The sequence below is a fragment of the Larkinella harenae genome (assembly GCF_054780515.1).
The window spans coordinates 2,314,688-2,331,899 of the sequence record NZ_BAAGWE010000001.1 but is presented as its reverse complement, the minus strand read 5'-3'; the positions used below and the strand labels follow the sequence as shown (position 1 = coordinate 2,331,899).

General features: G+C 50.4%; 17 protein-coding genes and 1 tRNA gene. 12 read left to right on the top strand and 6 right to left on the bottom strand.

Going from position 1 to position 17,212, the window contains the following annotated elements; all coding sequences use genetic code 11:
• Positions 1 to 21: 21 nt before the first annotated feature.
• Positions 22 to 390: a nuclear transport factor 2 family protein gene (locus tag ACYVH9_RS09590; protein ID WP_460636087.1), complete on the top strand. Its 369-nt coding sequence runs from the start codon at positions 22 to 24 to the stop codon at positions 388 to 390.
• Positions 391 to 499: 109 nt separating this feature from the next.
• Here ACYVH9_RS09590 and ACYVH9_RS09585 read toward each other — a convergent pair whose 3' ends face one another.
• Positions 500 to 865 carry a hypothetical protein gene (locus ACYVH9_RS09585; RefSeq protein ID WP_460636086.1) on the bottom strand — a complete coding sequence of 122 codons (366 nt, stop codon included), beginning with the start codon at positions 863 to 865 and terminating at the stop codon, positions 500 to 502.
• Between the two features lie 287 nt (positions 866 to 1,152).
• On the opposite strand from ACYVH9_RS09585, the gene ACYVH9_RS09580 reads away from it, so the two are divergent.
• Complete coding sequence (locus ACYVH9_RS09580) at positions 1,153 to 2,799, top strand: sensor histidine kinase (RefSeq protein ID WP_460636085.1); 1,647 nt, start codon at positions 1,153 to 1,155, stop codon at positions 2,797 to 2,799.
• On the top strand, positions 2,774 to 3,526 hold the full coding sequence (locus tag ACYVH9_RS09575; protein WP_460636084.1) for a LytR/AlgR family response regulator transcription factor: 753 nt from the start codon (positions 2,774 to 2,776) through the stop codon (positions 3,524 to 3,526). Before ACYVH9_RS09580 ends, ACYVH9_RS09575 begins: the two co-directional genes overlap by 26 nt.
• Positions 3,527 to 3,725: 199 nt before the next feature.
• Here the strand turns inward: ACYVH9_RS09575 and ACYVH9_RS09570 are convergent.
• Positions 3,726 to 3,810: transfer RNA gene (locus ACYVH9_RS09570), tRNA-Ser, on the bottom strand.
• Positions 3,811 to 3,950: 140 nt separating this feature from the next.
• Between ACYVH9_RS09570 and ACYVH9_RS09565 the strand changes: the two genes are divergently transcribed.
• The 8 genes from ACYVH9_RS09565 (at position 3,951) to ACYVH9_RS09530 (ending at position 11,582) form a co-directional block, all read left to right on the top strand.
• Positions 3,951 to 4,184 carry a 4a-hydroxytetrahydrobiopterin dehydratase gene (locus tag ACYVH9_RS09565; RefSeq protein ID WP_460636083.1) on the top strand — a complete coding sequence of 78 codons (234 nt, stop codon included), beginning with the start codon at positions 3,951 to 3,953 and terminating at the stop codon, positions 4,182 to 4,184.
• An 80-nt stretch (positions 4,185 to 4,264) separates the two neighbouring features.
• Positions 4,265 to 4,930: a 16S rRNA (cytidine(1402)-2'-O)-methyltransferase gene (gene rsmI, locus ACYVH9_RS09560; RefSeq protein WP_460636082.1), complete on the top strand. Its 666-nt coding sequence runs from the start codon at positions 4,265 to 4,267 to the stop codon at positions 4,928 to 4,930.
• Positions 4,931 to 4,985: 55 nt separating this feature from the next.
• Complete coding sequence (locus ACYVH9_RS09555; protein WP_460636081.1) at positions 4,986 to 6,185, top strand: lipoprotein N-acyltransferase Lnb domain-containing protein; 1,200 nt, start codon at positions 4,986 to 4,988, stop codon at positions 6,183 to 6,185.
• On the top strand, positions 6,172 to 7,032 hold the full coding sequence (locus ACYVH9_RS09550; RefSeq protein WP_460636080.1) for an inositol monophosphatase family protein: 861 nt from the start codon (positions 6,172 to 6,174) through the stop codon (positions 7,030 to 7,032). Before ACYVH9_RS09555 ends, ACYVH9_RS09550 begins: the two co-directional genes overlap by 14 nt.
• A gap of 27 nt (positions 7,033 to 7,059) precedes the next feature.
• Positions 7,060 to 8,058, top strand: coding sequence for a hypothetical protein (locus ACYVH9_RS09545; protein ID WP_460636079.1), 999 nt, complete (start codon positions 7,060 to 7,062; stop codon positions 8,056 to 8,058).
• Positions 8,045 to 8,584: a YfiT family bacillithiol transferase gene (locus ACYVH9_RS09540; protein ID WP_460636078.1), complete on the top strand. Its 540-nt coding sequence runs from the start codon at positions 8,045 to 8,047 to the stop codon at positions 8,582 to 8,584. Before ACYVH9_RS09545 ends, ACYVH9_RS09540 begins: the two co-directional genes overlap by 14 nt.
• 281 nt (positions 8,585 to 8,865) lie before the next feature.
• Positions 8,866 to 10,290 carry a DUF4403 family protein gene (locus tag ACYVH9_RS09535; RefSeq protein WP_460636077.1) on the top strand — a complete coding sequence of 475 codons (1,425 nt, stop codon included), beginning with the start codon at positions 8,866 to 8,868 and terminating at the stop codon, positions 10,288 to 10,290.
• Between the two features lie 80 nt (positions 10,291 to 10,370).
• Complete coding sequence (locus ACYVH9_RS09530) at positions 10,371 to 11,582, top strand: metallophosphoesterase family protein (protein WP_460636076.1); 1,212 nt, start codon at positions 10,371 to 10,373, stop codon at positions 11,580 to 11,582.
• A gap of 37 nt (positions 11,583 to 11,619) precedes the next feature.
• On the opposite strand, the gene ACYVH9_RS09525 is transcribed toward ACYVH9_RS09530, so the two are convergent.
• From ACYVH9_RS09525 to ACYVH9_RS09510, 4 genes are all read right to left on the bottom strand, one after another.
• On the bottom strand, positions 11,620 to 12,291 hold the full coding sequence (locus ACYVH9_RS09525; protein WP_460636075.1) for a DNA-3-methyladenine glycosylase family protein: 672 nt from the start codon (positions 12,289 to 12,291) through the stop codon (positions 11,620 to 11,622).
• 30 nt (positions 12,292 to 12,321) lie between these two features.
• Positions 12,322 to 13,668 (bottom strand): glycosyltransferase, encoded by a 1,347-nt coding sequence (locus ACYVH9_RS09520; protein WP_460636074.1) that lies wholly within the window; start codon positions 13,666 to 13,668, stop codon positions 12,322 to 12,324.
• Positions 13,669 to 13,864: 196 nt separating this feature from the next.
• Positions 13,865 to 14,752, bottom strand: a complete 888-nt coding sequence (locus tag ACYVH9_RS09515; protein WP_460636073.1) for a methylated-DNA--[protein]-cysteine S-methyltransferase — start codon at positions 14,750 to 14,752, stop codon at positions 13,865 to 13,867.
• A 69-nt stretch (positions 14,753 to 14,821) separates the two neighbouring features.
• Positions 14,822 to 15,559, bottom strand: a complete 738-nt coding sequence (locus ACYVH9_RS09510) for a T9SS type A sorting domain-containing protein (RefSeq protein ID WP_460636072.1) — start codon at positions 15,557 to 15,559, stop codon at positions 14,822 to 14,824.
• A gap of 222 nt (positions 15,560 to 15,781) precedes the next feature.
• Between ACYVH9_RS09510 and ACYVH9_RS09505 the strand changes: the two genes are divergently transcribed.
• Entirely contained in the window at positions 15,782 to 17,155 is a 1,374-nt protein-coding gene (locus tag ACYVH9_RS09505) for a hypothetical protein (protein WP_460636071.1), read from the top strand.
• Positions 17,156 to 17,212: the final 57 nt, after the last annotated feature.

Here is a 17,212-nt window from a genome sequence, read left to right as displayed (position 1 = left end):
TATCATCATCCCACTACTTCTATGGAAGAGGCCATTTTGCAGTACATTGAGGCTTACAACGCCAAAGACATTCCGGCTATGCTCCATTTGCTGGATGAAGCTGTTCGGTTTGAGAATGTGTCCAATAGCTCGGGGATTCTTCAGACAAACACCAGACAGGAATTTGAACAACTGGCCCACCAGTCGCTCCATTTTTTTAGCGAACGTCGGCAACTGATTCGTTTTGTGGTGTTGGGTGCCGAATCGGCCGCGATTGAAATTGATTACCAGGCCACGCTGGCCCGCGACCTCCCCAATGGTTTAAAAGCCGGCGATTCGTTGCAATTGCGGGGCGTCAGCATATTCGAAATGAAAAACGGAAAATTCACCCGCATCAGTGATTATAGCTAAGCAGCTTGGTACGCAACCGGCATACGCCGTCATAGGTGTTTCTGACACCGTGCCTTCACGGCCCGGCAAGAGAGCTAAGGATAGTTGTCGGAACTACATTGAAGAGCGCTTAATTGGGCGCAATCCTTAACTTATCTTTAAACCCCGGATGACTAAAATAATAGTACGTGCGTGGTGGCGGCTCAATGGGTTTATGCGCTACATGGACAATCCAACCATCTCGCCGAAAATCGCGGAGCACACTGGAAAGCCAGCCACTATTAAACAAAAGCACCTTTACTTTTTGCCCCGTAACAATCAACGAAGCCCAGCACTCCAACTGGCTATTGGCCATCATCATCAGAAAGTCTTTGTCAAAATTTTGTTCAACGGAAGACTTTTTTCCTCTTGTCATTCGCTTAGGTTTGGTTGTGTTACCTACGAAGGCTTCCAACTGAGCCATATTACCAGACACCAATTGCGCTTCAAAAGACATAATAGCTAAATTATTAATAAAGAACCTAAATTATCATATGACTTTCTAGTCTGCGGTCTAGCCGGACTCTTCCGCGCCGGTTAATACCCTTAAAAACAGCGTACAACCAGCGCAATGACGAGGCTGCTACTAGTGTCTGAACAACCTTTTAATGACAGCTAACCCAACCCAAAAGACGGGCACGTATCCTTGAATAAATACCAATTCACAGTAAAATTGACCGAATTCACATTGCCCTAAATTGTCATTCAAAAACGCCCTTTTTTTGATGTCATAATTTCGATAGAATGAAAAAGGCAGTTATACTAGGTATTGCAGGCCTCCTCATGGGGTCTCCTGTACTCGCTCAAATCAACTGGGGCGATTACTCCCACAGCTTTTCAGACAAAATGCAGGACAACCCTTCAGCGGTCGGCTTAATTCTTGCCATCCGCAAAGAGAACAACTCGTTCTGGAAACTACGGGGAAAGAGCAAGCATTTTGATGCGCTGGAGAACGATCCGGTTTTTCGACGGATTCGGCCCAGCAAACCGATAGCGCGCACTACTTTTGATACGGCGCGGGCCCATTTCTTTTTGCGCGGTGTTGGTCCACAAAATGCTCCCTTGTTTCAGTTTCGGGTCATGGAGTACCCCGGCAATCGGGTGATCGTACCCTGGCAGGGCGTCAACCGATTTCCGGATTCCACTCTGCTCCGCCATTCCGGAATACCTGCAATGGCTTACCTGGGAAAATACCGCACAGGGTTGGGCAAAATGCTGATGGTAGACGTCAGAAAAGCCCAAAGTGGCCAGATCATAGCCACTTCGCTGGTTGCCTGGGAGTCGATCAAACCGGTTATTACAAGTATTTACACGTCCGAAACGATGGACAAGTTCATGCAGCGGCTGCAATCACCCTGGGTGCCCGACGACCAGTCCACCGGCCGTTTTACGCCCGTTTTTACCGTTCCTTCGACAAACACCAACTTGATTTTTGCCCTGGAAGATGGGGTATTTGACAAAAAGCAGATTCAATACGAACTAACCCGAAATGGCCGCGTTTATGTACCTTGGCGCAACAATGAGTACGCCAACAGCTTTGTCTGGATTAAAGATATGCCCCCCGGTGAGTACACGATCCGCATCCGCTATTCGGTTCAGCCGCAGCACATTACCCAATACCGTTTTGACGTAGCGCCGGCCTGGCATCAAACTAATGGGTTCCGCATTTTGATCGGGGTTTTTATCGCTGCTCTATTGGGGGCCTGCCTCTTTCTGCTCCTGTTTGTCCGACAACGCCGAAAAACGCAGCTCGAACAAGCGAATAAAACCAAGTTGCAGCTCGAATTAAAAGCCATTTACGCGCAGTTGAATCCTCATTTTGTCTTCAACGCGCTCAGTTCAATTCAGGGGCTTATCAACAAAGGAGATATCAGAGGGGCCAACAATTATCTGTCTGATTTTGCCCAGCTTATGCGGGAATCTCTACAGCATAGCTATAAAGACGAACTGTCTCTCCAGGAAGAAATCCAGGTTTTAGACACATATCTAAAACTGGAGCAACTGCGGTTTGGCTTTCAATACACGATCCGGGTCGATTCGACATTGAATACATATGAAACGAATATTCCTGTGCTGCTTTTACAACCGCTGGTTGAAAATGCGGTGAAACACGGGGTGGCCTCACTCCAGGAAAAGGGTATTATTTCCGTTAACTTCGCCCGTTCGACCAACAGCATGATCGTTACCATAACCGATAATGGACCCGGCTTTCGTGAACAACCTACTTCAGGTTTAGGTTTAAAGCTAACGCGCGACCGCATTACCTTGTTGAATCAACTGCATACCGACTGGGACATTACGCTGGCCGTCAGTACCGCTCTCCCATCCGGGACAAGCGTTTCGGTCATCTTTAAACACTGGTTTGATGAAAATGAAAGCGCTGCTGGTTGACGACGAACAGCCAAATCTGGATAATATGCAGGCACTGCTCCAGGCTTATTGTCCGCAAGTAGAGGTATGCGCAACAGCCCTGAACGCTGAAGCGGCCAAAAGCCTGTTGTATACTCACCAGCCTGATTTACTTTTCCTGGACATTCAGATGCCCCAGCAAAACGGTTTTGATCTGTTGCGGAGCCTGCCAGCGTATCATTTTGAGGTAATATTTGTAACCGCCTACGACCAGTACGCCATCCAGGCATTACGCTTTTCGGCCATCGATTATCTCTTAAAACCGTTGGCGATTGATGAGTTGCAAGCAGCTGTTGAACGAGCGTACCGGCACTGTCAGCAGAAAGAGCAAAACCGACTTCTTCAAAATTTAATGCATTTCTTAAGGACGGACCATCAGCAGGAAGAGCCGCGAATTGCCCTGGCAACGGCGAAGGAGACGCGTTTTGTCAAAACCGGCGAGATTATCCGCTGCGAATCATCGAACAATTACACGATGTTTCACCTGACCGATGGTGAAGCCCTGCTCGTCTGCAAACCGATTTATGCGTACGATGATCTGTTGAAGGCATACGGCTTCATCCGCTGCCACCAATCACACCTGGTTAATAAAACCTTTATCAAAAGCTGGAAAAAAGAGTTTGGCGATTTTCTGTTGCTGACCGACCGCTCCGAAGTACCCATTTCCAGGAATAAAAAAGAAGAAGTAAAAAAATCGCTGCGGTTTTAAGGAAGTTACTCCACGGCCCATCGAGCCTCTTTAACAGATTTATCCAACGAACGGTTGCCCCCAATCACCTATGGCTTGCGGTGAATGTTTCCAAATCAGGGTTTAGGTTTCCCTACGCACTTTCGGTCCTAAAAATTAGGTACGAAACCGATATCGTGGAACAAAAAAGCCTCAAAACAGTGTGTTTTGAGGCTTTTTGCAGAGGGAGAGGGATTCGAACCCCCGGACCTGTTACAGTCAACAGTTTTCAAGACTGCCGCGATCGACCACTCCGCCATCCCTCTATTGGTCACTTATTGTGGGTGCAAAAGTAAGACGGTTTTTCTATTTTGTCAATACTCTTTCAAAATATCCGTAAAATTTCATCACAATCTTCTAACTTGCCCCAACCCAAACAAAGCCAGCACTGGCCCGTTAGTAACGTATGTGGAAAGAAGAAAATAATCAGCTCACCCGAACTTTCGAGTTTCAGGACTTCAGCGAAGCATTTGCCTTTATGACCCGCGTGGCCCTGGTCGCGGAAAAAATGGACCACCATCCCGAGTGGACCAACACGTACAATAAAGTCTCGTTCCGGCTCTGCACCCACGATGCGGGAAATACCGTGACAGACAAAGACCGCAAACTCGCGGAAGCGATTGATGCAATTCTGAATTAGAAGATATGAATTATTCGTCCTGTTCTACTTATAGAGCCACCATCATTCGCACTTCATAATTCGTTACTCATACCTTCATTATGAAGCTTTACCTCGTACCCACCCCCATTGGTAACTTAGAAGACATTACCTTACGGGCTGTGAATGTGCTGAAATCTGTCGACGGTATTCTGGCGGAAGACACCCGAACATCGGGCATTCTGCTGAAACACCTCGAAATCAGCAAACCGTTGCATAGCTACCATATTTTCAATGAGCACCAGACCGTCCAGCGCATCATTGCGCAACTGAAAGCGGGCAAAACCCTCGCACTGGTGTCGGATGCCGGCACCCCCGCCATTTCGGACCCGGGTTTTCTGCTCGTTCGGGAATGTCTGAAAAACGAGATTCCGGTAGAATGCCTGCCTGGTGCAACGGCTTTTGTGCCCGCCCTGGTCAATTCCGGCCTGCCCGCCGACCGTTTTACTTTTGAAGGCTTTCTGCCGCACAAAAAAGGCCGCCAAACCCGATTGACCCAACTGGCTGAGGAAGAACGTACGATGATTTTCTACGAATCGCCCCACCGACTGCTGAAAACCCTGACGCAGTTTGGTGAGGTTTTTGGCGCCGATCGGCCCGCTAGCGTCTCCCGCGAACTCACCAAATTGTTTGAAGAAACCGTTCGCGGTTCAATCCAGGAAATAATTGCGTATTTTGCCGAAAAAACGATCAAAGGTGAAATTGTCATTGTTGTTCAGGGGAAATAAAAAACGAGAAAGAATAAAAGACGGCAGAAAACGATCCGGTTTGGTAACGGCCGTTGTGCTGCTCCTTTTCCTTTCTTTTCTCCGCCCCTTTCTGCCTTCCTCCCACGCTCAGACGCTCTCCCCGCAGGCTAAAATCAGTCTGATCACCATCGCTCCGGGCGACGAAGTGTATACCTCATTCGGCCATACGGCCTTCTGGGTCAGCGATCCGATGTACGGCATTGATAAGGTGTATAATTATGGTACGTTTGCTTCCTATACCGATAATTATTATCTAAAATTTCTGCAGGGCACCTTGCCTTATTATGTGTCGGTTTACCCGATGCCCAATCAGCTTTATGCTTCGCAGGTCGAAAACCGCAGCGTAAAAGAACAGGTCCTGAACCTGTCGGAATCGCAGAAACAGCGGCTTTATTCCATGCTGGAGGTGAACGCGCTGCCCGAAAACCGAGAATACCGTTATAAATTTTACTACGACAACTGCGCCACCCGCCCGCGCGATATGCTCGTTAAAGCCTGTGGCGACAGCCTGCGGTTTGCTAATGTGGTCGATTCTACCCGCTCGTACCGCGACTGGATGAACGACTACCTGACCACCCAGCCTTGGGCCCGAATGGGGATGAACCTCGGAATCGGGTATCCAGCAGACAAAATCGCTTCGTCCTGGGAGGCCATGTACCTGCCCGACAACGTGTTTGAAGAAGTCCAGCACGCCCAGCTCAAAACGCCCGAAGGTCGGCCCACCCCACTGGTATCCAATAGTTTATTTATGTTCCGGGCCGTCACAGCGGAAGAAAGCAACGCCTTCCTGATGTTTCTGTTGTCACCGGATTTTCTGTTCGGATTACTCCTGGTAGTCGTGTTTCTGATCACCCGTCAGCAGCAGCGACGCAAAAAGCGGGGCTTCTGGCTCGACCGCTGGCTGTTTGTTTTTTCCGGCGTCTGGGGCTGGCTTCTGGTCTTTTTGTGGTTCTTTACCGACCACGGTGTCACGACCTGGAATCCGGCTATTCTGTTTTTGATGCCCTTGCACATGCCCCTGATTTTTTGGATAACCCGCCAGACAAATCCGCAAACCATCCGCCCCTATTTCCTGTTAACCATGCTGGGGTTGATCGCTTTCTTTTTATACGCCTTTGTTCAGGACTACCTCTACGGGTTTAATTTCTTTCTAGTAACCTTATTCTACCGCGCGTTGTATCAATACCGCTTCGCATCCACCCAAACCGAACAGCCAACGTATGCCAGGTCGTGATCTTCAATTGACAGGTTTAAGTCAGCAAGTGGCGGCAATTGCCCGAAAAGCCGGCGATTTTATCCGGCAGGAAAGCCGCTCTTTTTCCCGCGAAAAAATTGAATACAAAGACTTTAACAACTTAGTATCGTACGTCGACAAAGAAGCCGAAAAACAAATTGTTGAGGCCCTGCAAAAGCTGCTGCCCGAAGCGGGCTTCATTACGGAAGAAGGCACCACGGGCCAGCATGCCGACCGCTCCGGTCTCAACTGGATCATTGACCCACTCGACGGAACTGCCAATTTTATTCATAAGCTCCCGGTTTTTTCGGTCAGTATCGGTCTGGCCGAAGGAAAAACGCCCCTCGCGGGGGTGGTGTACGATATCAACCGCGACGAATGCTACCACGCCAGCCAGGGCGGTGGCGCGTGGTGTGGACAAACCGGCGGAAATGATGAACGCCTTCACGTTTCGCCCGCAACCCGCCTGCACGAAAGCATGGTGGCAACCGGTTTTCCGTACGCCAGCATGGACCGCATCGAACGGTATCTGGCCATTCTGGCATCGTTGATGCTACGCACCCACGGGTTGCGCCGGATGGGTTCGGCCGCCATTGATCTGGCGTTTGTTGCCTGCGGACGGTTTGAAGCTTATTACGAATTCAACCTGAACTGCTGGGACATGGCGGCCGGAGTACTGCTCGTGCGCGAAGCGGGGGGTATTGTGACCGATTTCAACGGCGGGGACGAATTTCTGTTCCGGGGCGATATTCTGGCGGGCTGTGCCATGCAACCCGAATTACTGGCCGTGATTGAGGAGTACTGGAACAACGAAGGAACGCTACCGATTCCTCCACCGGTCCGGTAGTAGTGCCGTACGGTTTTTCTGCTTCCTATGATCCCTATTGTTTTCATTCATTCGGGGTATCATCCATACCTGGAATACAGCCTGCGTCAGGCTCGTCTGGCCAATCCGGAATCAACGGTATTTCTGCTGGGCGACGATGCCAATAAGAGCCGTTTCCCGTTCGTAACACACGACCCCCTTTCGGGCCTGAATCCGGATAAATCAGCCCTGTTTGCGCAGTTGTACGTCCATCGGTCCACCAATCCGTACTGGTATGAACTTCTCTGCTTTCTGCGGTGGTTTTACACGCTCGCTTTCCTGGAAAAGCAGCAGCTCGACGAGGTATTCGTGATGGATTCGGATGTGATGCTGTTTAAGAACCTCAGCCACTACCACCCCTGGAAAAACCGTCACAACGGCCAGCTGGCGGCTTACTGCATTCCCGACTATCAAACCGCCGGGACGTACAGCTACCTGGCGTCGGCCCATTGTTCGTTCTGGACCCGAACAGCTATCGCGGAATTTTGCCAATACCTGCTGCATACCTATAGTAGCAGCGAACGCCAGCTCCGACTGGACGAAAAATGGCAGTACCACCAGAAGTTTGACCCCGTAGGTGGCATTTCCGACATGGCCCTGCTGTACCTCTACGCTGTCGATCATCCGGGGCGGGTGATCAATCTGTTGCAGCCGGTTCGGGAAGCCGGCCTGCCTTTTTCCTCGGTTTTTGATAACAACATCAACTCACCGATCAATTTGGCCGATCAAGAGTTTGAAGAAGATAAGTGGGGTGGTAAGAAAATACAGTGGACTCCGCCCTATTATGTAGGTACGAATCGGCTTTTAAAAGAAAAATGTATCTTTAACTCCCTGCATTTCCAGGGCCTGAGCAAGCAACGCATGCACCAGTATTACCAGGGAACCGATTTGCGGTTACACCGGCTCGGGCAGGAAGCAACCTTCCGGTTTTCACCCTTTTTAAAACCGTTGCACCAACTAAAAAATGGGATCAAACGCATCCTCGTCAGTAAACATGAACAGCCTTAACGACCTCCGCTATCCGATTGGCCCGTTTATAGACGCCAAACCTTATACGTTTGAGCAGTCGAAGGAAAACATTGCTGCCATTGCGGTGTTTCCGCACAACCTGACCGAACTGGTCGGTAAATGGGGCGACTCCCGGCTCGATACCCCGTATCGCCCCGAGGGCTGGACCGTTCGCCAGTTGGTCCACCACGTTGCCGACAGCCATATCAATGCGTACGTCCGGACGAAACTGGCCCTGACCGAAGATGTTCCAACCATCAAGCCTTATGACGAAGGTGCTTGGGCCAAACTACCCGATTCCAGTCTCCCCGTTGCACCATCACTGGTTATCCTGAGCAACGTTCACCAGCGCTGGGTGACGGTTTTGGACAGCCTGACCGAGGAGCAGCTTCGCCGAACGTATTTCCATCCCGAAAGCAAAAAAGACTTTACGCTCTCGGAAGTGCTTGCCAATTACGCCTGGCACTGCGAACACCACTATCAGCATATCTACCAGCTCGCCCGCCGGAACCAATGGGTAGAGTGAGGAGTTATAAAGGATGAGTTGGCTGAAGCAAGCTTTCGTTTAACTCTTCATTCAAAACTCTTCACTCTTTACGAAGCATCATGGTTCAGGAACTTGTCATTGGTGTCATTTTTCTCGCGGCCCTGTCGTATCTGGGCTGGAGGGCCTGGAAAAGCTTTTTCCGAAAAACATCCGGATGCTCAAAAGGCTGCGGTTGTAGTACGGATTCGCCCAAAACGGTCTCTAACAAATCAGGGCAGTTATCAGTTAAATAAACTGGTAATACGCATTCCTGGTCGACCATGACAATTGATGCTGTTGATTCAAACCCTCTTCCTTCATTACTTTTCCGTACGGTTTTCCTGGCCTTGTTGTTGGCCGGGGGTTTTTCCTGCAAACGTGTAAAACCCGACCCACCGGCCGCGCGTAATTTCGATGATTCCCTGACGGTCGATAGTTCCTACGTCAGCGCTCCGATTCTGTTTGAGGTGAGCGACCTGGAAGCCAAGATCAACAAAGCGCTGGGCGTTGTACTGGTCGAAAACGCCGAAATTAAGAACGGTTTTTCCCGCCCGCTAAACCTGCGCATTGAACGGAACGGCCCCATTAAACTGGCTTTCGACGGCAACCGGCTGACGTTTGGCGCTTCCCTGAAAATCTGGATCAGCAATCCGTTGCGGCTCGCCCGAAACGCAAAAGACACATCTGATCGGGTTTATAGTGCGCTACAGGTACGGTTTCGTAGCCCATTGACGGTTCGCGACGACTGGCGGGTAGAAACCAAGGTTGAGCTGGAAAATTACCGCTGGCTCACCGAACCCCAAATCCGCATCCTTGGCATCAACATTCCCGTGACCAAACTTGCCGATCGGATTCTCGAAAAACGCGAGAACGGCATTGAATCCGCCATCGACAAAGCGGTATTCAACGAACTTCGGCTGGACCGTGAACTGGCAACGATCTGGCAGGATATTCAAAAGCCCATTCTGATCAATAAAGCGTACGAGAAAGTCTGGCTTCTCCCCCGTCCGTTTGCCATACTGGTAGGCCCGATCCGGGGCAATCCAAACGCCATCATGGTTCCCCTCCGGCTCAACCTGGCCGTTGATTCGGAGTTTGGGCCCAAACCCATTTACCAGGTAAATACAAAACTACCCCGGCTGCAAAAAGTAGAATCGCTCCCCATGCTGTCGCGCATCAATCTGCTAACCCGGATTCCGTACAGCCAGATGACCGCCGTGCTGGACGCTTACGTCACCGGTAAAAAACTGGATATTATCAATCACCTGGTCGACATTGAAAACGTGAAAGTATACGGGGGCGAACACGCGCTCATTGTCCAGACCGACATCAAGGGTGCCATCGGCGGAACACTGTACTTCCGGGGTCGGCCTGCCTTCGATACCGTTCGTCAGGAGCTGGTGGTCCTTAATATGGATTACGACATTCATACGGAGCAATCACTGGCGAAGGCGGCCGACTGGCTGCTGCACGATACCCTGAAAGATACGCTGCAGTCGGCCCTGAAAATACCGTTGCAGGAGCATTTAACGCTGCTGCCCGATAAAATTGAAACGGCTTTTGCCCGGGGAAAAGCCGGCCAGAAAGCCCGAATTGCTATTCCCAAATTTCAGTTAAGCCCCAGAGCCATCGCAATTCGACCCGACGGGTTGCACCTGTTGCTTCATACCGACGCAGCGATGGTTCTGGAAGTGGTACATTTGTAAACCGTTCTATTCACCCAAACCGTCCTGAACCGAATGCACGTTGTTCATTCGGTCATTCATTAATTTGCCTTGTCGTTTCCATGAAATCAGAAAAAAGAGAGCCGGAACAATACGTCGATTTAGGTCATACCGAACTGGAAAACCACCTCAAAACGCAGGTGGCGCTGTACGAGAAGCGGTTGAAAGATGGTACTGCCGCCAACAAAGTAGCCGCGTTTTTTGCGACCAACCTGTTTGGGTTTGCCTATCACTACCTCAAAAGCCGGTTTGGGCCCAAAGCCGAATACCAGTTTTACCCGCGCAACGGCGACGACGGTATTTATCCCCTACACACGTATACCGAAACCGTAACTATTGCCCTGGTTTCCGACTGGGCTACGGACACTCCAGAGTCTGATCTGATAGGAAGCCTCATCCGCGACCATGACCCCGACTATACCATTCATCTCGGCGATATTTATTTTGTAGGTACGCCCGAAGAAGTGGCAACCAATTTCACCGACCCCGATGCGTCCTGGCATTTCGGAAAACACGGCAGCCTGGCGTTGTCGGGCAATCATGAAATGTATTCCAACGGAACCGCTTATTTCAAGAAGCTGTTGCCCGCCATGAAGATTCGCAAAGGCGCTCAGGTGGCCACCCAGCAGGCCGGTTTTTTCTGCCTGGAAAACGAGCACTGGCGCATCATTGGCATCGACACGGGGTACAATTCGACCAATCGCCCGTTGCTCGAGGTGTTGTTCAAACCCGATTGCAACCTGCGCGATGAGCAGATAAAATGGTTGACCGAAACCGTTAAGCTGAACGATCCGAATGACAAACGCGGCATTATTTTTCTGAGTCACCATCCGTATTTTTCGTCCTTTCGCGATGACCATCCGGTGGTAGGGCGGCAGCTAAAAGACGTGTTTGGAGCCGCGGAGCGCCCGGTTTTGTGGTTCTGGGGCCACGAACACCGGCTTTCGTTTTATAACTTATACGGTTTTGACAATGGGATTCGAGCCTGGGGGCGGTGTGTGGGCCACGGCGGTATGCCCGTTGAAACCAATCCGCCCAACCGGGGGCATCTGGGTCAGCTCCTTTTTTACGACCAACGGATTCGGGAACGCATTCGCCGGCGCGAAGTGGGGTACAACGGTTTTGCCCTGTTATCACTTCAGGGGCCGGCCATCGACATCCAATACATCGACCAGACCAACCAAACCGTCATTGCCGAACGCTGGAAAGTTGACCCTGCCGGAGCCCTCACATCGGAAATTCTGGAAGTACACCCGGATGTGACAAAGTATTAAGCGTGATGCGTTAAGACTAAAGAGTGAAAACGCTCCCTCATGGTTCTTGCCTCATTACTCCTTCCGGTTGCCAGCGCCAGAGGTATTTCGATGCCAGGGTACGGTGGGGACGCCAGGATTCGGCAATTTCGTGCAATCGTTTGTAAAGCGGCCGGCCCGTTTCGGTTAAACCGTAGGCCTTCACCATTTTCTGACGGATAACCAGGTCATCAATTGGGAAAACATCCGGCCGGTCCAGCACAAACATCAGTAGCATCTCGACCGTCCAGCGGCCTACTCCTTTGATGGGCAGCAGGTACTGCACAATTTCTTCATCCGTCAGGAGGCTGAAGAAGGCATTATCCATCGGGTTTTGCAACGCAAACGTGGCCACGCTTCGCAGATAGAGCGATTTTTGGCCGGACAGTCCGGCGCTGCGTAATTCTTCCGCCGACTTGGCAATCAGCTGTTCCGGATGCGGATAACCGTCGGCAAACAACGTCAGAAACCGCGCAAAGATCGAATTAGCGGCTTTCACCGAAATCTGCTGCGAGACGACGCTTTCCAGCAAAGCCAGATAGACCCGGTTTTTAGCCGGGTCATCGTCGTAGTTAAAAGCAATTTTTGGCGCCGGAGTCGATTCTATAATCTGCTTCAGGACGGGGTCTTTGGAAAGATGAGCCAGTGGCATTTTGATTTGCGATACGAATCGAATGAATGGGTTACGCATGCCGTCAGACCAGACTGCCCCGGCCCTTTGTTACGACATGGATGGCGAAGCCGACGCCATCAAGACGGGGTCTTTTGTACGTACCTTGCCTTCAACCAACAATTGATGGACGTACTGAGCCGCTAATTGGTTCGCATTGTACTGACCAAACTCCTCCCCCAACCGTTCCACATTGCGTTTATAGCTTGAATTAGCCAGTACATTTTCAACACTTTGCCGAATCTGTTCGGTGGTCGGTGTTTCGGTTTTGAGATTAACACCCAGCTTAAAGTAGCCGACGCGGGCGGCAATTTCGCTCTTCCCTTCGTGAACCCCAGCCACTACCATAGGCAAACCGTTGCTGATGCTCAGCATGACACCCCCGTAGCCCGCGTTGGTCACGTAAACATCCGCCTGGGGCATGATCTGGTCAAAATCAATGAAATCTTCGATAATGATATTAGGGTGCGGATACCGGGCACGAAGCTCGGCGGTTTGTGAGCCACCCGTTGTTACCACAACCAGATAGTCACTCTCTTTAAACGCTTCCAGCGTAGGAACCAGCAGTTTTTCCGGATCACGCTCCACGGTTCCCTGCGTTGCCAGAATAACCTTTGAGTACTGCTTTAAGCGTTCCCGGTGCACAAAATCATGCTTATGCCCTGACGGATGAGGTAACATAGGACCCACAAACCGAATAGTAGGGCTTACTTTCCGACGTTGGTATTCAAAACCGGGTACGCCACTTTGAAGATACAAATCCGCTGAGTGTATAATATTATCAAAAACAAACTCTTTCGTTGGTTGCAATCCGTGCTGAAGCCGCAGTCGATTATAAAGATCGTTGCAGGGTTTGAAAAGGATCTTCTGCGTTAGAAATCGGAGAAAGTCCTGCTTGCGAAGCCCCCAGAAACCGTCGGAAGGCTCCATTCCCATCCCGGCCGGTGGCAGGTTGGCATCCGATTCACCCAGCGGAGCGATCCCACCGGTAATGGTTTTCACTCCCCATAACTCCTGAACAAACGGGGCAGCAAAAAAAGCGACATCGCTGACCATCAGCTCAAATGGCCACTCCTGCCGAATCTCGCTTAAATCCCTGATAAACTCGGGAATACGCAATAAAAATACCTGATTGATATCAAACCGTAGCCGGGCAATGGTTCCTTTGATCTTTTTCCGCTCCGGGAATAGCTCTTCCAGGTTTTCCTGATTGACCACCTGCGCGCTTACAAAATCATAATGCGGCAACCCAAGCTGTTTGACTTTGTTTCCGTACCGTCCGCCCACATACCAGCGAACGTCATACCCCAAGTTGGCAAGGTGTACCGCCAGGCCCGTCAATGGATTAAAGTGACCGTCCAGCGGTAGCGTGGCAAAAAGAATTCGAGGCTTGTTCATGAATAGTATTGTTGTTAAAAAGAATACTCCAAACTATAAAGCCTCCGACGCAATTCCTTGCCAGTACTCAATGAAACGGAAAAAGTACCTTATGAAGTGCACTAAAACTAGCAAAGACCCAGCAAAGTACCAACTTTAAAACGGTGATAATCAGCCAGGCTTGGCGTGTTTCATAGTAGTCTCCGCTGAGTTTTTGTCAAAGAGTAATTAGATCGGCCATACTGTCGTTTCCGATGGCGCTCGCCTGAGCTGCTTCCCAGCCGAGCAAGGCGGTTTTCCGGATTGCCCCCCAGCGGTAGTTACCAAACAAACCCGTTTTTCGGATTACCCGGTGGCAGGGAATCAGGTAGCCCACCGGATTGGACCCAATGGCCGTTCCGACCGCCCGCGAAGCCAACGGCATCCCAATTGCTGCGGCAATTTGATCGTAACTAACCACCTGCCCTTCCGGAATCCGGAGCAGGGCCTCCCACACTTTCAACTGGAAAGGCGATGCCTTAACCAGTACCCGCAACGGTTTTCGTTCACTATTGACGAAAATACGGTCGGCCAGCAAACGAAGGTCCGCCGTGTCATGGATCAGCTTCGCTTCGGGCCAGTCCGTTGCAAACCGACTCGCCAGCTGTATTTCGTCGGTTGGTTCGGTTTCGTCCAGAAACTCCAGCTTCGTAATTTTATCTCCAATTGCGCCCAGCAGGTAGGGTCCAAACGGACTTTCGAAAATACCGTAGCGCACAGTGAGGCCCTCACCCGCCTGTTTAAACTGGCCGGGAGTCACCCCTTCCAAGCCCACAAACAGATCGTGTAACCGACCCGTACCGGAGAGGCCGGTTTCGTCGGCAGCTTCAGCCAGCGTTATTCCTCCACGCAGTCGTTCCTTGGCAAAATCCAGGGTGATGTATTGTAGAAATTTTTTGGGACTGACGCCCGCCCAGTCCGAAAACAACCGCTGAAAATGGTAGTCGCTCAGGTTGGCGTGCTCAGCTACTTCGGCCAGCGTCGGCTGCTGGCGGAAATTAGCGGTTACATATTCAATGGAGCGCGCGATTTGCCGGTACGAGGGGTTCACTTCTGCCGTGTTCATGATCAATATCGTTTACCAGCCACAAAGGTACCCCCCGAAAAGCAGCCACAAAACCCGTTTCTTGCGGTTTTACAACTTAACAAACCGGCGGGTATATACCTGATGTTCGGTCCGAAACAGAATGATATAGATTCCGCTGGCCAGTGTCGACACATCGATTTCGTGCTTCTGCCCGATCTCCAGCTGACGGTTTTGCAGCAGTTGCCCCGCTTTATTCACGATCAGGGCCGAGATAGTCGGCTGGCGAAGTTCCGGCACGTTCACCGTCAGCAGCTGCCCCACTACCGGGTTCGGGTAGATGCGGGCCATATCCGGACGGTATTTTCCCAAAAGGGACTCCAACTCACTGTAGAACCGGTTGCGCGCCATTTCATTGTCCGAATTGGTGATTCGGCCCGTGATTCGTCCGTCTTCGCGCAATACGTATGTTCCACAAACGCCTAATACGTAATCACCAGTCTTTTCTTTCTCGTAATAAGGCGATGTAATCCGATTGAGGATCAGCACTAGTTTCTCGCCTTTTTTGAAACCGTTGGTGTACAGACGGCATAAAAAACCGGGATCGCCCCAAACTCGAATCGTTGACTTTTCTTCGCTGCCGTTCAGGGTTTCCAGAATTTTGACATCCATGCCGTGCGCTTCGTGCCCCTGCACTTCCGCCCGAACTATCAATACGCCGGGTGTCCAGGCGGCTCGCTCGGCGATGGCAAAAAACGCCCCGCCGTCGGAGCAACTACAAGCCTGAGCCGTCTGCGTCAGTCCTAACCATGCCCAGCCGAGCAATCCCATCAGTAACAGTCGTATCATACATCATCGCTTTTGGAGTAATGACTCTATTCCTTGGTAATTCGTTGGAAGCCAGTGAGCAATTTCGGTTACAAATTTTCATACTTTTATCCGCTCATTTCACCCAATGCGCCACTCCGCCTTTTCATTCTACTAGTGAGAAGCTGGAAACCTTTCTGTAACTAACTGATTACCGTAATGAGTGTTTCAAAAAAGCAAGCAGGTATTTTTTTATTTTTCCTGATGACAACAACACTCCTGACGTATTACCACCGCAATCCAACCGGCGATGATGCCTGGTTTGCCGAGCAATCGTACTGGCTACAAAAAACGGGAATTATCCGTTCCAACTTTTTCAAAGGCGTGCTGGGTTGGGATACTCATTTATTGGTGAGCCATAAGCTGTTTCTTCTGGTTGGTGCTGGATTGATAAAACTGTTTGGTCCGCAGCTTCCGGTGGTTCAGCTTGTCGGTTTTGTTTCTTTCTGTTTCTTAGTCGGCGGCTTGATTTATTACCTTAAGCAACAGCATGACGATTCATTTTCCTGGTCTTTACTGGCCGTCTTAATACTGCTCTTTTCGAATCGACTTTTGATCAAGATGAGTTTCGAGAACCGACCGGAAATCATGCTGGCGGCTCTGGGCTTCGGCTCATTTCTGGCCCTCAACGCACGAACGCAAACTGTCTCCAAAGCTGCTCTAGCGGGTTTTTTAGCGGGTTCTGCGCTTCTGGCTCACCTGAATGGCGTCATTTACTTACTAGCAGGATTTGGAACGCTACTTTATATACGCCAACACAAAACAGCCGTTATATTTGCGCTCACGGGCAGCTTTACTGCCCTACTCTATTTTGCAGACGTGATCCAGACCGAGCACGGTTTCGAAACCTGGTACTACCAGTTTCGGCATGATCCAGCTACCCAGAATGCCTTCGGCTGGTCCTCCAAACTGATGGTTATGCTCACTTTCCCCCGAATGTTTTTCTACTCACCCGAAGAGATTGCCTTATCGTTGCTCGTGCTGTTCCTCCTCTGGAATCAACGCGCGTTAATCAAGAATTTACCGACAAGGTTAAAAGTCTATTCTCTTTTTTTAGTACTCTCTTTTTGGATCATTACCAAGAAAAACTCTGGCTTATATTGTGTGCTATTTATGCCCTTCATGATTGCCTTGGCTTACGAATTATATCGACTCAAGTCCTTCGTTAACCGGGGACTTAAAGTTGTACTAGGGCTGTATTTTGGTATTGGACTGTTCGGAACCGTTCAACTTATCGTCAAAAATTTCAAAACGGATTACCTACCCGTCTCCTATCAGAAGCTGCGCTCCGTGATCCCCGCCCACCAATCAGGATTGGTGCCGCTCACCTTCTTTTTCAATGAATACGAACGGTATCCCTACCTGGCCAGCTATGATGCCTATAAGTTTACCGCCCACGAAACCGAGATCTCACCGGATGGGATGGCCCAGTGGGCTCATCAAAACGGGCTTAAATTTATGGTGATGGACTACCTGCTCAGTCCCGAAGATTGCTTCCCCCAACCCGGAGCCACTCGTTTGCCCTTTTATCGTCTTCTTTTTTACGACGGCCGGTTTGCCGTATATACGCACCAGTAGCAGGAAGTCCAAAAGAAAAGCCGGCACTTTCAAGTAAGCGCCTGAGCACTAACCCAA

Coding starts and splice junctions, on each gene's coding strand:
- ACYVH9_RS09525 (WP_460636075.1), bottom strand. CDS start 12,291: ATGCGTAACCCATTCATTCGATTCGTATCGCAAATCAAAATGCCACTG.
- ACYVH9_RS09545 (WP_460636079.1), top strand. CDS start 7,060: ATGATCCCTATTGTTTTCATTCATTCGGGGTATCATCCATACCTGGAA.
- ACYVH9_RS09575 (WP_460636084.1), top strand. CDS start 2,774: ATGAAAATGAAAGCGCTGCTGGTTGACGACGAACAGCCAAATCTGGAT.
- ACYVH9_RS09540 (WP_460636078.1), top strand. CDS start 8,045: ATGAACAGCCTTAACGACCTCCGCTATCCGATTGGCCCGTTTATAGAC.
- ACYVH9_RS09535 (WP_460636077.1), top strand. CDS start 8,866: ATGACAATTGATGCTGTTGATTCAAACCCTCTTCCTTCATTACTTTTC.
- ACYVH9_RS09520 (WP_460636074.1), bottom strand. CDS start 13,668: ATGAACAAGCCTCGAATTCTTTTTGCCACGCTACCGCTGGACGGTCAC.
- rsmI (WP_460636082.1), top strand. CDS start 4,265: ATGAAGCTTTACCTCGTACCCACCCCCATTGGTAACTTAGAAGACATT.
- ACYVH9_RS09510 (WP_460636072.1), bottom strand. CDS start 15,559: ATGATACGACTGTTACTGATGGGATTGCTCGGCTGGGCATGGTTAGGA.
- ACYVH9_RS09505 (WP_460636071.1), top strand. CDS start 15,782: ATGACAACAACACTCCTGACGTATTACCACCGCAATCCAACCGGCGAT.
- ACYVH9_RS09585 (WP_460636086.1), bottom strand. CDS start 865: ATGTCTTTTGAAGCGCAATTGGTGTCTGGTAATATGGCTCAGTTGGAA.
- ACYVH9_RS09530 (WP_460636076.1), top strand. CDS start 10,371: ATGAAATCAGAAAAAAGAGAGCCGGAACAATACGTCGATTTAGGTCAT.
- ACYVH9_RS09590 (WP_460636087.1), top strand. CDS start 22: ATGGAAGAGGCCATTTTGCAGTACATTGAGGCTTACAACGCCAAAGAC.
- ACYVH9_RS09565 (WP_460636083.1), top strand. CDS start 3,951: ATGTGGAAAGAAGAAAATAATCAGCTCACCCGAACTTTCGAGTTTCAG.
- ACYVH9_RS09550 (WP_460636080.1), top strand. CDS start 6,172: ATGCCAGGTCGTGATCTTCAATTGACAGGTTTAAGTCAGCAAGTGGCG.
- ACYVH9_RS09580 (WP_460636085.1), top strand. CDS start 1,153: ATGAAAAAGGCAGTTATACTAGGTATTGCAGGCCTCCTCATGGGGTCT.
- ACYVH9_RS09515 (WP_460636073.1), bottom strand. CDS start 14,752: ATGAACACGGCAGAAGTGAACCCCTCGTACCGGCAAATCGCGCGCTCC.